We start from the raw sequence: 15,479 nt of genomic DNA, 5'->3' as shown, positions 1-15,479 counted from the left end.
GATGGGGGAAATCCTGCCCGACGAGGCCACGCAGCCGGACATCGAGGCGCTGCGCGTCTCGCCGGCGCGCTTCGTCAACCGCGAGGTGAGCTGGCTGCAGTTCAACATGCGGGTGCTGGAGGAGGCCAACAATCCCAACCATCCGCTGCTCGAGCGCATGCGCTTCGTGTCGATCTCGGCCAACAATCTCGACGAATTCTTCATGGTGCGCGTCGCCGGCCTCAAGGGGCAGCTGCGCGCCGGGATCACGACGCAGAGCGCCGACGGGCTGACCCCGGCCGAGCAGCTCGACGAGATCGCGACGCTGGCCCAGCATCTGCAGCTCGAGCAGCAGGACGCCTGGCAGACGCTGCGCGAGGAGCTGTACGACAAGGACGTGGTGATCCACGAGGCGGCCGACCTGTCGCCCGACCAGGTGCGCTACCTGCAGCGGCTGTTCCGCGAGGAAATTTTCCCGGTGCTGACGCCGATCGCCGTCGATCCGGCGCACCCGTTCCCGTTCATCCCGAACCTGGGGTTCACCCTGGCCTTCGAGCTGACCCGGCCGGGCTCGGTGCAGACGCTGACGGCGCTGGTGCGCGTGCCCTCCAACCTCGACCGCTTCATCACGCTGCCCTCGGGGCTGGCGAGCGAGGGGCGGATCGAGGTGGTGACCATCGATACGCTGATCAACCTGTTCCTGCACAAGATGTTCCCCGGCTACGAGGTCGCCGGCTCCGGCGCCTTCCGGGTGATCCGCGACAGCGAGATCGAAATCGACGACGAGGCGGCCGACCTGGTGGTCGAGTTCGAATCCGCGCTGCGCCAGCGCCGGCGCGGGCAGGTGATCCGGCTCGAGATCGAAAAGAAGATGCCGCGGGCGCTGCGGCGGCAGATTTCCGACCGGCTGGGCGCGACCGCCGCCGACACCTTCGAGGTCGAAGGCTTCCTCGGGCTGGCCGATGCCGCCAAGATCTGCGAGATCGACCGGCCGGACCTGAAATTCACCCCGTACATACCGCGTTATCCGGAGCGGGTGCGCGACTTCAACGGCGATCTGTTCGCGGCCATCCGCGCCAAGGATCTGCTGGTCCACCACCCGTTCGAGAGCTTCGACGTGGTGGCGCAGTTCCTGATGCAGGCGGCGCGCGACCCCGACGTGGTGGCGATCAAGCAGACGCTCTACCGCACCTCGCGCGACAGCCCGATCGTCAAGGCGCTGGTGCTGGCGGCGGAGGCCGGCAAGTCGGTGACGGCGCTGGTGGAACTCAAGGCGCGCTTCGACGAAGAGGCCAATATCCGCTGGGCGCGCGACCTCGAACGCGCCGGGGCGCAGGTGGTGTTCGGCTTCATCGAGCTCAAGACGCACGCCAAGATGAGCCAGGTGGTGCGGCGCGAGAACGGCAAGCTGGTGAGCTATTGCCACCTCGGCACGGGCAATTACCACCCGATCACCGCCAAGATTTATACCGACCTCAGCTACTTCACCACCGACCCGTCGATAACGCGCGATGTTTCTCGCGTGTTCAATTTCATAACGGGATATGCGCGGCCGACCGAGCTGGAGGCGATCGCGGTGTCGCCGGTCAATCTGCGCTCGACCCTGCTGGAGCATATCGGCCGCGAGGTGGCCTTCGCCGAGCGCGGCCAGCCGGCGAGCATCTGGCTGAAGATGAACGCGCTGGTCGACCCCGAGATCATCGACGCGCTCTACGATGCGAGCCAGAAGGGCGTGAAGATCGAGCTGATCGTGCGCGGCATCTGCTGCCTCAGGCCGGGAATCCCGGGCTTTTCCGACAACATCCGGGTGAAGTCGGTGGTCGGCCGCTTCCTCGAGCATTCCCGCATCTTCTGCTTCGGGCAGGGCGAGCCGATGCCGTCGCGGCGGGCCAAGGTCTACATGTCGTCGGCCGACATGATGCAGCGCAACCTCGACTGGCGCGTCGAGGTGATGGTTCCCATCCTCAACAAGACCGTGCATAAGCAGATTCTCGACCGCATGCTGGTGTCGTATCTGCGCGACAACCAGCAGAGCTGGGAGGTTCTGCCGGATGGCTCGTCGCACCGGGTGCCGCTCAAGGAGGGCGAGGAGCCGTTCAACGCGCACAGCTATTTCATGACCAATGCCAGCCTCAGCGGCCGTGGCAGCGCGCTCTCGCGGGAGACGCGCGAAAACGAAGAGAGTGATGATTGAACCAGCTCTGGGGCCATGACGCGGACCCGACGGCGCAGGGGCGCATCCAGGGCGCCAAGCCGGTCGCCGTGCTCGATATCGGCTCCAACTCGGTTCGCCTCGTGGTCTATGAGCGGCACGCCCGCTCGCTGACGCCGCTCTACAACGAGAAATCGTCGTGCGCGCTGGGCCGCGGCCTGGCGCAGAGCGGCCGGCTCGCCTACGAGAACATCGACCGCGCGCTCACCGCGATCCAGCGCTTTGCGCTGGTGGTGAAGCTGATGAAGGCCGGCGAGGTGCATATCCTCGCGACCTCGGCGGTGCGCGACGCCAGCAATTCCGATGCCTTCGTCAACGCCGTCGAGGCGACGATGAACGCGCCGGTGCACGTGCTGAGCGGCGAGCAGGAGGCGCATTTCGCCGCGCTCGGCGTCGTCGCCGGCATCCCCGATTTCACCGGCATCGTCGGCGATCTCGGCGGCGGCAGCCTGGAACTGTCGGCGATCGTCGACGGCAGCGATGCGCGCGGCGAAACGCACGAGCTCGGCGTCATCCGGCTGCAGGACGATTCCGGGCGCTCGCCGGCCAGGGCGCGCGAGGTGGCGCGGGCCCGGCTCGCCAGATCCGGGCTGCTGAGCGGCAAGCCGGGCGGGCAGTTCTGCGCCATCGGCGGCACCTGGCGGTCGCTGGCCAAGATGCATCAGGTGCTGCGCGACTATCCGCTGCACATGGTGCAGCACTACGCCGCCAAGGCCAGCGACATCGCGCGGCTGTGCGACGACATCGTCGACGCCGTGGGGGCGGGCAAGGCCATGCCGGGCGCCGACAGCGTCAGCTCGTCGCGCAAGGAACTGGTGCCGATGGGCGCCGCGGTGCTGAGCGAGGTGCTGCGCGCCGGCAAGTTCGACAGCGTGCTGTTCTCGGCGCTGGGCGTGCGCGAGGGCTATCTCTACGGGCTGCTGCCGGAGGCGGAGCAGCGGGTCGATCCGCTGCTGCAGGGGGCGGAGGAGATCTCCATCCTGCGCTCGCGCTCGCGGGCGCACGCCGAGGATTTGATCGAGTTCACGGCGGATTTCCTCGCCGCCATCCATGTGCGCGAGACGCCGGGAGAGGAGCGGCTGCGCAAGGTCGCCTGCTATCTCAGCGACATCGGCTGGCGTGGCCATCCCGACTATCGCGGCGAGCAGAGCGTCGACCTCGTGGCCTATGGCTCGCTCACCGGCGTCGACCACGCGGCGCGGGCGTTCCTCGCCGAGACGCTGGCGGTGCGCTACATGGGCCTCAAGCACAAGAGCATGAGCCAGTCGCTGATGGCCCTTGCCGGACCGGCGGCGAACATGAAGGCGCGGCTGCTCGGCGCCATCTTCCGCGTGGCCTATCCGATGTCGGCGGCGATGCCCGGCGTGCTGCCGCGCACGCACTTCACCCTGGAGGACGGCCGCCTGCGGCTGCATCTGCCGCAGGACCTGGCGTTCCTGTCGGGCGAGCATCTGGAGGGCCGGCTGGACCAGCTCGCCGGCGTCGCCGGGATCAAGTCGAGCGAGACGATCGCGGGTTAGCCTCGCGCCGCCGCTACCAGGAGACGTTTATGCCGGCGCGGCCGGCCATCGCGCCGCCCGAGCTGCTGCCGAACGCGGCATGGACCTGCACATTGTCGTTCACCGCCATTGCGGCGCTGAGGCCGAGCGCGAACTTGCCCTCGAACGTGCCGACATTGGCGCTGACGGCGAAGGTGTGACCGGAGGTCACGATCGCGGGCTGCATGGCGAGGCTGATCGCCACGCCGTCGATGGCCCGGTCCGCCCGGGCCTGCGCGTCGATCGCCTTGGCGAGGGCCTGCGTGCCAGTGCCCTGCGCGTCGACGACCCCCTGCTGCAGGGGCGACACGCCGTCGACATATTGGCCGGAGATGGTGTTGCCTTGGTCGTCCTTCGCCGGGGTCTTGGTTGCGCCCGTCATGACGTTGAGGCAGGTGTCCGTACCGGGAACGTAGGCCCACTGTGCGCCGAAGGCATCGCAGATCTTTACGAAATCGATTGCCTGCGCTGGCACCGGCGCGCCGAAGCTGCCCGCCAGTATCATGGCAGCAACGATAATTCCCTGAATTTTCATGCCAATGCCCCTGCACGCGTCGAGTCCGGGCATTGAGCCTAGCCGCAAACACCGTTGCGGGCTTGGACGGGGCGACAGCACGGCACGGACTGGACGGCAAACCTCCGCCGGGACGGAGCAGCGCGCCTAGCGGCTCTGGGCGTCGGCGATGCGGGCGTCGGACGGCGTCATGCCGAAGCGCTGGCGGAAGGCGCGGTTGAAATACGACAGATCGTTGAAGCCGCTGCCATAGGCGATTTCGCCGATGGTCCGGCCGGCCTGCCGCGGATCGGCCAGCAGCCGGCGGGCGTGCAGCAGCCGCTGCTCGCGCACAAAATGGGTGAGGCTGGTGTGCTCGTCCGCCAGCAGGGCGCGCACCGTCCGCGCCGAGATGCCGTGCCGGCTCGCCAGCCAGTCGGCGGAGAGGCGATGCAATGTGAGATGGGCGAGGATATCGGCCTTGAGCGCGGCGCATTGCGCGGTACGCAGGGCGCGGGTCTCCGCGCCGCGTCCCGCTGCATCGGTCGTACCGAGACAAAGCGCGGCGAGGTCGTGCAGGTGCAGCGTCACGCTGCGCCCGAGCTCGGGCGCCGCCATGACGTCGCGCCGACGCACCATCTCGGCATAGGCGGTCAGCAGGCGCAGCGGCGCGCTGCGCCGGTCGATCAGCAGCAGCAACCGGTCGTCGAAATGCCGCGCCTGCGCCGCGAACATGGCGCGGTCGAGCCGGATGTTGAGGACGCGCGAGGCGACGTGCCGCTGCAACGTGCCCGGTTCGCCGCGCGTGGTGAGCACGGCCTCGCCGGCCCGCACCGTGCACACACGCCCGGCCTGCTCCCAGGTGCACGCCCCGGAGGCGACGATGGAGAGCACCGGATCGTCGTCGTCCAGCATGGCCGCCGAATGCGTGTTGCGCGCCGCCGAGATGTAATTGCTGGCGACGCTCGCGCCGGGCAGGCGCTGGATGGTGATGTCCATCTCGAGGGCATGGCCGGGCAGGGGATCGATCTCGAAGCGCATGATCTCGCGCGCCAGCACTTCGCGCACCACGTCGAGGCGATCGCGCGCGGCCAGCGCGGTGCTCGAGAAGTGGAGCCGGCGGTCGGAGTTTGCGGCCGAAAGTGCGGGGTCCGTCATCGTTGCGCCCGCACGCTACAGCCGACAGGCGAATGTTTCATCCGGAATCTGGAACCCGGGCCAGGGCCGGCCGCGATCGGCCGGAGCCAGCGTCACTCGCCGATGGCGATCTCGCGGACGCCTTTGCGGGTGGCGGCGAGGGCGATCCTGCCGTGCTTGATGGCGAGGGCCTTGTCGCCGAACAGTTTTCGGCGCCAGCCGCGCAGGGCAGGCACGTCGGCCTCGTCGTCGAGCACCAGCGCGTCGATCTCGTCGGAGGTGGCGATGATGCGCGCGGCGACGCCGTGCTCCTCGCTCACCGCCTTGAGCAGGACGCGCACGAGGTCGCCGACGGCGCCCTTGGGCGAGGGGCCGCGATAGCGCTCGGCGGCGGGCGGCAGCTCGCCCTTTGGCAGTGCTTCGACCTGCTTCATGAGGGCGATGATCTCGGCGGCGGCGGAGGAGCGGCCATAGCCGCGCTGCACGGCGCGCAGCTTGTCGAACGCCTCCGGCGCGGTCGGGCGCTGCATGGCGATTTCGATCAGCGCATCGTCCTTGAGCACACGGCTGCGCGGCTGGTCGCCGTCCTGCGCGCGGCGCTCGCGCCAGGCGGCGAGGACCTTGAGCGCCGCCAGATCGCGCGGCCGGCTGAGCTTGGATTTGAGCCGCTCCCAGGCGTTCTCGGGCTTGACCACATAGGTGTCGATGGAGCGCAGCGTCTGCAATTCGTCCTCGACCCAGTCCCAGCGATGCGTCGCGGTGACCTGCTCGAGCAGCTTCACATAGATGTCGCGCAGATGGGTGACGTCGGCGAGGGCATAGAGCCGCTGCTTTTCGCTGAGCGGCCGGTGCGACCAGTCGGTGAAGCGCGAGGATTTGTCGAGATCGACCCCGGTCACCGAGCGCACGAGGTTGTCGTAGGAGACGCTGTCGCCGAAGCCGCAGACGGAGGCGGCGATCTGCGTGTCGAAGACGTTGCTGGGGACGCTGCCGGAGAGCTTGACGAAGATTTCGATGTCCTGCCGCGCCGCATGAAAGACCTTCACCACCTTGGAGTTGCCGAGGAGGTCGAAGAAGGGCTGCAGGCTGACGCCGTCGGCGAGGGGATCGACCAGGATCGCTTCCTCGGGGGTGGCGGCCTGCAACAGGCAGAGTTTCGGCCAGTAGGTGGTTTCGCGCAGGAATTCGGTATCGACCGTGACGAAATCGAATTTGCTGGCGCGCTTGCAGAATTGCGCGAGCGCGTCGGTCGAGGTGGTCAGCTCCATTGGTCCAGTCTTCATTCAGGCGTCCCGGGACACCGGGACTTAGCCTGTTGCTCTTAGCAGGCCCAAGCCCTTGGCTCCAGAACCGAATTCACGATGATTGCGGTCCGGCGGCGGGCAAAAGCCCCGGAATCTTGACAATCCCCCCCTTGCGTGCGCTTGTCCGGCGCCATTTCGGCCCGACTCCAACGCTTCAAGAGACCTGAAAATGCACCGCTACCGGACACATACCTGCGCAGCCCTGAGCCTGGGCGACGTGGGCAATAATGTGCGCCTTTCCGGCTGGGTGCACCGGGTGCGCGACCATGGCGGGCTGCTGTTCATCGATCTGCGCGACCATTACGGGCTGACCCAGCTGGTGATCGACCCGGATTCGGCGGCCTTCAGGCTGGCCGAGACGGTGCGCTCGGAGTGGGTGATCCGCGTCGACGGCGAGGTCAAGGCGCGCACGCCGGAAACGGTCAATCCCAGGCAGCCGACCGGCGCCGTGGAAGTGTTCATCCGCGAGCTCGAAGTGCTGGGCGAGGCCAAGGAACTGCCGCTGCCGGTGTTCGGCGAGCCGGACTATCCCGAAGACATCCGGCTGCGCTACCGCTTCCTCGATTTGCGCCGCGAGACGCTGCACGCCAATATCGTCAAGCGCACGCAGGTCATTTCGTCGATGCGCCAGCGCATGAACGCCGCCGGCTTTGCCGAATATTCGACGCCGATCCTGACGGCGTCGTCGCCCGAAGGCGCGCGCGACTTCCTGGTGCCGAGCCGCATCCATCCGGGCACCTTCTTCGCGCTGCCGCAGGCGCCGCAGCAGTACAAGCAATTGCTGATGGTGGCGGGCTTCGACCGCTATTTCCAGATCGCGCCCTGCTTCCGCGACGAGGACCCGCGCGCCGACCGGCTGCCGGGCGAGTTCTACCAGCTCGACCTCGAAATGAGCTTCGTCACCCAGGAAGACGTGTGGTCGACCATGCAGCCGGTGATCACCGGGCTGTTCGAGCAGTTCGCCGAGGGCAAGCCGGTCACCCGGGAGTGGCCGCGCATTCCCTATGACACCGCCATCCGCAAATACGGCACCGACAAGCCGGACCTGCGCAACCCGATCGAGATGCAGCAGGTGAACGCGCAGTTTGCCGGCTCGGGCTTCAAGGTGTTCGCCAGCCAACTCGCCTCGGACGACAAGGCCGAGGTGTGGGCCATCCCGGCCAGATCGGGCGGCAGCCGCGCCTTCTGCGACCGCATGAACGGCTGGGCCCAGTCGGAAGGCCAGCCGGGCCTCGCCTACATCTTCTGGCGCAAGGAAGGCGAGACGCTGGAGGGCGCCGGGCCGGTGGCCAAGAACATCGGGCCGGAACGCACCGAGGCCATCCGCACCCAGCTCGGGCTGGGCGAGGGCGACGCCGTGTTCTTCGTGCTCGGCCGGCCGGAGAAGATGTACCGCTTCGCCGGCGAGGCACGCACCAAGATCGGCACCGAGCTGAACCTCGTCGACAAGGACCGCTACGAGCTCTGCTGGATCGTCGACTTCCCGTTCTACGAGTGGAGCGAGGAGGAAAAGCGCCTCGACTTCGCGCACAACCCGTTCTCGATGCCGCGGGGCGGGCTCGAGGCACTGAACAATGAGGAGCCGCTGAGCATCAAGGCGTACCAGTACGACGCCGTGTGCAACGGCTTCGAGATCGCCTCCGGCTCGATCCGCAACCAGGAGCCCGAGACGATGGTGAAAGCCTTCGAGCTCACCGGCAAGTCGCGGATGGAGGTGGAGGAGCAGTTCGGCGGCCTCTATCGCGCCTTCCAGTACGGCGCCCCGCCGCATGGCGGCGCCGCCTTCGGCGTCGACCGCATCGTCATGCTGCTCTGCGGCGCCGAGAATCTGCGCGAGATCACGCTGTTCCCGATGAACCAGCAGGCGCAGGACCTGCTGATGGGCGCGCCGAGCCCGGCGACCGCCAAGCAGTTGCGCGAGCTGCATCTGCGGCTGAATGTGCAGGAGAAGTAGGAGAGCGCCACCGCCTAAGGGGATGGTTAACGGACGTTAACAGTCCCTTAAGCGGGCTTTCGTACCCTCGCGAGGACTCGCGGGGACTCGCTTGAAATCTCGGTACGCCCATATCCTGACGCTGGTGGCGGCGATCCTGGCGTTCGTGCCGGTCATGGGCGTCGACTATCTGCTCGACAACTACGTGCGGGTGCGCGAGCGCGCCCAGATGCAGCAGTCGATCGACGCCATCACCGAGCGCATCCAGGACGGGGCGTATGACGCCATCGACTCGCTGCGCAAGATCCTGGCGAACAGTCCGTCGCTATGCACCCCGACCTTCACCGCCAACGTGCATGCGGCGATGCAGGAGAGCCTGTATCTGCGGCAGGTGCTGGTCGAGGGCGCCGATGGCGCGCAATATTGCGACGCGTTCGGCGCGACGGTGAAATATTCGCCGCTGTCGGCCAGCCTCGCCATCCCCGGCCACACCGAGACCGTGGCGGTGGGCAAACTCGCCGGCCTGTCGCCGCCGGTGCTCAAGATCAGCCAGGCGTTCGGAGCGAGCCGCTCGGTCTCGGTGTTCGTGCCGATCGTGTCGAGCGATACGCGCGGCGTGCTCAGCCGCTTCAAGCCGACGGCGATGGTGCGCATTTCGCTGACCAACGGCACGCCGGTGATGGTCGCCGGCGATGCCGGCCCGTTCGACAACCGCAGGGACACGGAATTCATCTCCACTGAGGGGTTCGCCGGCGAACTGCCGATCCGGGTCGAGGCGGCGGTGCCGTTCGCCATCGTGCGCGCCGACTATGCCGACCTCGACATGATCCTGACCGTCGTCGCCTGCGCGATGAGCGGCGCCTTCCTGGTGCTGGCGCTGCAATATGTGCGGCGCAGCAAGCTGCCGGCTTTCGACCTCGAACGCGCCATCTCCGCGGGCGAGATCAAGCCCTATTACCAGCCGGTGATCAATCTCAGGACCGGGGCGCTGGCCGGGTGCGAGGTGCTGTGCCGGTGGGAGAAGCGCAACGGCGAGATCGTCATGCCGGGGGCGTTCATCGACTACGCCGAGGTCACCGGACTCGCCATCCCGATGACGCTGAGCCTGATGCAGCAGGTGCGGCACGACCTCAACGAGCTGTGCGCCGACATGCCCGAGCTGAAGGTGTCGATCAACCTGTTCGAGGGGCATTTCCGCGACCCGAGCATCGTCGAGGACGTGCAGGCGATCTTCGGCCCGTCGAGCATTTCGTTCCGGCAATTGGTGTTCGAGATCACCGAGCGCCACCCGCTCGGCAATTCGGCGGTCGCCAACAGCGTGATCGCGGGACTGCATGCGCTCGGCGTGCGCATCGCCATGGACGATGTCGGCACCGGCCACTCCAATCTCGCCTACATGCAGACGCTCGGGGTGGACGTGATCAAGATCGACCGGGTGTTCGTCGACATGATCAAGCCGGCAACGCAGCAGGTGCCGGTGCTCGACGGGCTGATCTCGATGTGCCGCGACCTCGGCACCGAAATCGTGGCCGAGGGCGTCGAAACCGAGGCGCAGGCGCTGTATCTGCGCTCGCGCGGCGTGCTGATGGCGCAGGGCTTCCTGTTCGCTCCGGCGCTGAAGATCGGCGCCTTCCGGGAATTGGCGCTGGGCCTCAACGGCAGCGCCCGGCCGGCGCCGGCCGCCCCCGCGACGCAGGTCGCGGCGGCCTGAAGCTGCACCCTTCGGCGCTCTTCCCTTGCTGGCGGTTTAGTGGCACCACACCCTTTGACTGCGAGGGGTTAGCCTATGTCCGACGTGAGTGAGCAGCTTTTGGCCCGCCGGGAGGCGGCGCTGCATTTCCATGAGCATCCCAAGCCCGGGAAGCTCGAAATCCAGCCGACCAAGCCGCTCGGCAACCAGCGCGACCTGTCGCTCGCCTATTCGCCCGGCGTCGCCGCGCCCTGCGAGGTGATCGCCGACGATCCGGAGGCGGTGTTCAAGTACACCTCCAAGGGCAATCTGGTGGCGGTGATCTCCAACGGCACCGCCGTGCTCGGGCTCGGCGCCATCGGCGCGCTGGCCAGCAAGCCGGTGATGGAGGGCAAGGCCGTGCTCTTCAAGAAATTCGCCGGCATCGACGTGTTCGACATCGAGGTGGACGAGACCGACCCCAAGAAATTCATCGAGGTGGTGCGGCCGCTGGAGCCGACCTTCGGCGGCATCAACCTCGAGGACATCAAGGCGCCCGAGTGCTTCGAGATCGAGGAAGCGCTGCGCGAGCGCATGAAGATCCCGGTGTTCCACGACGACCAGCACGGCACCGCCATCATTGTCGGCGCCGCCGTGCTCAACGGGCTCGAGCTTGCCGGCAAGAACATCGCCGAGGTCAAGATCTGCACCAGTGGGGCAGGGGCGGCGGCGATCGCCTGCCTCAACATGCTGATCGCGCTCGGCGCGAAGCTCGAGAACATCTGGGTGGCCGACAAGGACGGCCTGCTCACCTACAGGCGCAACGACGTCAACGACAAATGGCGCGGCAAGTTCTGCCGGCACGATACCGAGGCGACGGCGCTGGCCGAAGTGATCGACGGCGCCGACATCTTCCTCGGCCTGTCGGCGGCGGGCGCGCTCAAGCCCGAGATGCTGCAGCGCATGGCGCCCAACCCGCTGGTGCTGGCGCTGGCCAACCCCAATCCCGAGATCATGCCCGAGGACGCCAAGGCGGTACGCCCCGACGCCATGGTGTGCACCGGGCGCTCGGACTATTCGAACCAGGTGAACAACGTTCTATGCTTCCCCTTCATCTTCCGCGGCGCGCTCGACGTGGGGGCGACCGCCATCAACGAGGAGATGAAGGTTGCCGCGTCCTACGCCATTGCCAAGCTGGCGCATGACCCGGGGCTGGAGGTGTCGCCGACGGGGCAGCCGGCGGTGTACGGGCCCGAGCACATCATTCCCAATCCGTTCGACCAGCGGCTGATCCTGAGGATCGCGCCGGCGGTGGCGCGCGCGGCGATGGACACGGGCGTGGCGCGGCGGCCGATCACGGATTTCGTCGCCTACCAGGACAGCCTCAACCGCTTCGTGTTCCGCTCCGGGCTGGTGATGAAGCCGATCATCGACCGGGCGCAGGGCAAGGGCAAGCGTATCGCCTTCGCCGACGGCGAGGAGGAGCGGGTGCTGCGCGCCGTGCAGGTGCTGATCGAAGACCGGATCGCGAGCCCGATCCTGATCGGCCGGCCGCAGGTCATCGAAAGCCGCATCAAGCGGTTCGGCCTCAACCTCAACGTCGATCGCCTCGAGATCATCAATCCGGAAGACGATCCGCGCTACCGCGACTATGTAGCGCTGTTCCACTCGCTGGTCGGGCGCAGCGGCGTGACCCCGGAGACGGCGCGCACCATCGTGCGCACCAACACCACGACCATCGCCGCCCTGGCGGTGAAGCGCGGCGAGGCCGACGCCATGCTCTGCGGTTTGCAGGGGCGGTTCATCAAGCACATGCGCGACATCCGCTCGATCCTGGGCGTACAGGACGGCATCAGCAATTTGTCGGCGCTGTCGATGCTGATCATGCCGCGCGGGGCGTTCTTCCTGACCGACACCTACGTCAACATCGATCCGACCGCCGACGAGATCGTGGCCATTGCCCTGCAGGCGCGCAGCCATCTCAAGCGCTTCAACATCGAGGCCAAGGCGGCGCTGCTGAGCTATTCCAATTTCGGCTCGCGCGATGGCGACAGCGCCTTCAAGATGCGCGAGGTCTATCGCATGCTGCAGACCATCGCGCCGAACTTCATCGTCGAGGGCGAGATGCAGGGCGACCTGGCGCTCAACCAGGAACTGCGCGAGCGCTACATCCCCGACACCGTGCTGCGCGGCGAGGCCAATCTGCTGATCTTCCCCAACCTCGAAAGCGCCAATCTGTCGATGACGCTGCTCAAGGAGATGACCAACGCGCTGGCCGTCGGGCCGATCCTGATGGGCACGCGGGTGCCGGCGCACATCCTGGCGCCCTCGACGACCAGCCGCGGCATTGTCAATATGGCGGCGATCGCCGCCAGCGAAGCGGTTTCTCTCGACGCGGAGGCCTGAGATGATCCGCCATACCGTGGTGTTCAACCTCAAACATGCGCACGGCTCGCTGCAGGAGAAGGGGTTCCTGCGCGACGCGAGGCTGGCGCTCGAAAAGATCCCGGGTGTCGAGAGGTTCGAGCAGCTTCGCCAGGTCAGCAGAAAGACCGACTACCGCTTCGGCTTCTCGATGGAGTTCGCCGACCGGAAGGCCTACGACGCCTACGACCGCCACCCCAAGCACGTCGCCTTCGTGCAGGACCGCTGGAACCGCGAGGTCGACGCGTTCATCGAGCTCGACTACGAGCCGCTGTGATCGCGTGGGTCGAGGGGGCCGAGGGCGTCGATCAATGCGTAGAGGCGAGGCACGGACGTGTGCAGCGTCACCCAAATCGTGTCGAAATTCAGCTGCTCGTAGTCATGCGCGCTACGGTTGCGCATGGCGCGTATTTCGTTCCACGGCCAATCCGGATGGCCTGCAATGAAGTCCGGGAGGCGTTGCTCGATCCGTGCTGTTCCCTCACCGATGCGGATAAAGCACATGGCAACCGCAGCTTTGGTTTTCTCGTCCCTCAGGAACTCGTCTTTCGATAGACCTTCGACAAAGGCCATCGCGTGCGCCGAAGCGTCCTTCATTACATCGAGATAAACCGCGAGGCGTTCGTCGATCACACCGGCTGCGCCTCTGCGAGCACCTTGTCCTTGAAGAACCGGTGCAGTTCCTGCGGCGTGACCACCTGCACCCGCACGCCCAGCTTCTCCGTCAGTTCTTCCTCGAGTCCGCCCAGATCGAACAGCGTGGCGCCGGGCAGGGCGTCGACCAGGATGTCGACGTCGCTTCCTTCCTTGTCGGTGCCGTGCAGCACCGAGCCGAAGAGGCGCGGATTGGTGGTGCGGTACCGTCCGACCACCTCGCGCACCAGCGCCCGGTTGTTCTCGAAGGCCACGGACGGTTTCATCGCCAGATCTCCTGCCGCAGAAAATAGGCGTCCGGGCCGCGTCCGGCAACCCGGCCCTACTGGAACGCCGTCTCGGCGAAGCTTCTGAGCTTGCGGGAGTGGAGCTTTTCTGGCGGCTGGCTGCGCAGGATTTCCATCGCGCGCATGCCGATCAGCAGGTGCCGGTTGACCTGCGTGCGATAGAAGTCCGAGGCCATGCCGGGCAGCTTCAATTCGCCGTGCAGCGGCTTGTCGGAGACGCACAGCAGCGTGCCGTAGGGGACGCGGAAGCGGAAGCCGTTGGCGGCGATGGTCGCCGATTCCATGTCGAGGGCGACGGCGCGCGACTGGCTGAGCTGCTTGGTGATCTCGGCCTGGTCGCGCAGCTCCCAATTGCGGTTGTCGAAGGTGGCGACGGTGCCGGTGCGCATGATGCGCTTGGTCTCGATGCCCTCCATATGAGTGATTTCGGCCACCGCCTGCTCGAGCGCCACCTGCACCTCCGCCAGCGCGGGGATGGGGACGGTGACGGGCACGTCGGCGTCGAGCACATGGTCTTCGCGCAGATAGGCATGGGCGAGAACGTAGTCGCCAAGTTCCTGCGAGTTCCGCAGCCCGGCGCAGTGGCCAAGCATGATCCAGGCGTGCGGCCGCAGCACCGCGATGTGGTCGGTGATGGTCTTGGCGTTGGAGGGACCGACGCCGATGTTGACGAAGGTGATGCCGCGCGAGCCCGACATCTTGAGGTGGTAGGCCGGCATCTGCGGCGCGCGCCTGGCCGCGACGCCTTCGGTGCCGCCGCCCAGCCGCACATTGCGGGTGACGTGATTGCCCGGCTCGACGAACGCCTCGTAGTCGGGGTGGCCCTCGGCCATGTACTGCTTGGACAGCCGGCAGAACTCGTCGACGTAGAAGCCGTAATTGGTGAAGATCACGAAGTTCTGGAAATGGTCGGCGTCGGTGCCGGTGTAGTGGCTCAGCCGGTACAGCGAATAGTCGACGCGCGGCGCGGTGAAATGCGCCAGCGGGTAGGGGCCGCCCGGCGGCGGCACGAAGGTGCCGTTGGCGATCTCGTCGTCGGTGTCCTGCAGGTCCGGCACGTCGAACAGGTCGCGCAGCGGGATGGGCAGGGCGTTGATCGCCTCGCCGTCGATGCGCTCGTCCGGCGCGAGCGCGAAGTGCAGCGGGATGCGGGTGGCGGATTCGCCGATATCGATGGTGCCGCCATGGTTGCGCAGGATCACCGAGAACTGCTGGATCAAATAGGATTTGAACAGTTCCGGCGCGGTGACCGTGGTGCGGTAGATGCCCGGCGTGTGCAGATAGCCGTAGGCGAGGGTGGAATCGGTCTTGCCGTAGCTGCGCGAGGTGACCTGCACCTCCGGGTAGAAGGCGCGCACCCGGCCCTTGGGCACGATCCCCCGGCTGAGCCCGATCAGGTGCTGGCGGATGAACTCGGTATTGCGGTGGTAGAGCTCGGCCAGATAGGCCCACGCGTGCTCGGGGTTGGTGAAGGCCTTCTGCGGCGCCGGCGGCGGCGAAATGATGTCCATTCGGATCTCGTTGCAACGCCGGCTGCAAAGCTCGGCTTTGCGGTTTTCTCTTAGGGATTTTGTCCCCGCCGGGCAACCGGGCTTACAACTCGGACATGAACATCACACGTCGGTGAGAGGGCCTTTAATTGCCGCGCCAATCGTCCATCTATGCGGTGTTCGCTGGATTTCTGCAAACGACCCATGCACCGGTGAACCGCGAGGCGCCTGCCGCTGCCCCCAAGCCCTCAACAGTGCGGCGGGCGTCTCCACAACGGCCACAGTTCCGGCAACGGGGCTGTGGCCATTGTATTTTGGGCCGGGCGAACCGGAGCGCGTCCCGCCGGATCGGTGAGCCG

12 protein-coding genes are annotated in these 15,479 nt (G+C 66.8%); 6 read left to right on the top strand and 6 right to left on the bottom strand.

Features of this window, described 5'->3' with window-relative positions:
* Position 1 precedes the first annotated feature (1 nt).
* Entirely contained in the window at positions 2–2,173 is a 2,172-nt protein-coding gene (locus BGO82_RS09655; protein ID WP_291305706.1) for an RNA degradosome polyphosphate kinase, read from the top strand.
* Positions 2,170–3,711 carry a Ppx/GppA phosphatase family protein gene (locus BGO82_RS09650; protein WP_291305341.1) on the top strand — a complete coding sequence of 514 codons (1,542 nt, stop codon included), beginning with the start codon at positions 2,170–2,172 and terminating at the stop codon, positions 3,709–3,711. Before BGO82_RS09655 ends, BGO82_RS09650 begins: the two co-directional genes overlap by 4 nt.
* A gap of 13 nt (positions 3,712–3,724) precedes the next feature.
* On the opposite strand, the gene BGO82_RS09645 is transcribed toward BGO82_RS09650, so the two are convergent.
* The 3 genes from BGO82_RS09645 to rnd form a co-directional block, all read right to left on the bottom strand.
* Positions 3,725–4,297 (bottom strand): porin, encoded by a 573-nt coding sequence (locus BGO82_RS09645; RefSeq protein ID WP_291305340.1) that lies wholly within the window; start codon positions 4,295–4,297, stop codon positions 3,725–3,727.
* Positions 4,298–4,390: 93 nt separating this feature from the next.
* Positions 4,391–5,380 (bottom strand): AraC family transcriptional regulator, encoded by a 990-nt coding sequence (locus BGO82_RS09640; protein WP_291305339.1) that lies wholly within the window; start codon positions 5,378–5,380, stop codon positions 4,391–4,393.
* 92 nt (positions 5,381–5,472) lie between these two features.
* Complete coding sequence (gene rnd / locus BGO82_RS09635; RefSeq protein ID WP_291305338.1) at positions 5,473–6,642, bottom strand: ribonuclease D; 1,170 nt, start codon at positions 6,640–6,642, stop codon at positions 5,473–5,475.
* A gap of 190 nt (positions 6,643–6,832) precedes the next feature.
* Between rnd and aspS the strand changes: the two genes are divergently transcribed.
* The 4 genes from aspS to BGO82_RS09615 all read left to right on the top strand — a co-directional run bounded on the left by aspS (position 6,833) and on the right by BGO82_RS09615 (position 12,966).
* Positions 6,833–8,617: an aspartate--tRNA ligase gene (gene aspS / locus BGO82_RS09630; protein WP_291305337.1), complete on the top strand. Its 1,785-nt coding sequence runs from the start codon at positions 6,833–6,835 to the stop codon at positions 8,615–8,617.
* Positions 8,618–8,708: 91 nt separating this feature from the next.
* Positions 8,709–10,307: an EAL domain-containing protein gene (locus BGO82_RS09625; protein ID WP_291305336.1), complete on the top strand. Its 1,599-nt coding sequence runs from the start codon at positions 8,709–8,711 to the stop codon at positions 10,305–10,307.
* 75 nt (positions 10,308–10,382) lie between these two features.
* Positions 10,383–12,671: an NADP-dependent malic enzyme gene (locus tag BGO82_RS09620; RefSeq protein ID WP_291305335.1), complete on the top strand. Its 2,289-nt coding sequence runs from the start codon at positions 10,383–10,385 to the stop codon at positions 12,669–12,671.
* Between the two features lies 1 nt (position 12,672).
* Positions 12,673–12,966, top strand: coding sequence for a Dabb family protein (locus BGO82_RS09615; RefSeq protein WP_291305334.1), 294 nt, complete (start codon positions 12,673–12,675; stop codon positions 12,964–12,966).
* Here BGO82_RS09615 and BGO82_RS09610 read toward each other — a convergent pair.
* Genes BGO82_RS09610 through BGO82_RS09600 form a run of 3 tightly spaced genes read right to left on the bottom strand, consistent with a single transcriptional unit; the run spans position 12,951 to position 15,141 of the window.
* Complete coding sequence (locus tag BGO82_RS09610) at positions 12,951–13,322, bottom strand: HepT-like ribonuclease domain-containing protein (RefSeq protein ID WP_291305333.1); 372 nt, start codon at positions 13,320–13,322, stop codon at positions 12,951–12,953. The two genes, BGO82_RS09615 and BGO82_RS09610, sit on opposite strands and share 16 nt — an antisense overlap.
* A complete protein-coding gene (locus BGO82_RS09605) occupies positions 13,319–13,609 on the bottom strand; it encodes a nucleotidyltransferase family protein (RefSeq protein ID WP_291305332.1) in 291 nt (96 codons plus the stop codon). Before BGO82_RS09605 ends, BGO82_RS09610 begins: the two co-directional genes overlap by 4 nt.
* Positions 13,610–13,665: 56 nt before the next feature.
* Positions 13,666–15,141, bottom strand: a complete 1,476-nt coding sequence (locus BGO82_RS09600) for an AMP nucleosidase (RefSeq protein ID WP_291305331.1) — start codon at positions 15,139–15,141, stop codon at positions 13,666–13,668.
* Between the last annotated feature and the right edge of the window lie 338 nt (positions 15,142–15,479).

Origin of the sequence: Devosia sp. 67-54, assembly GCF_001899075.1 — a bacterium.
GTDB lineage: Bacteria > Pseudomonadota > Alphaproteobacteria > Rhizobiales > Devosiaceae > Devosia_A.
This window is presented reverse-complemented; position numbering and strand designations above follow the sequence as displayed.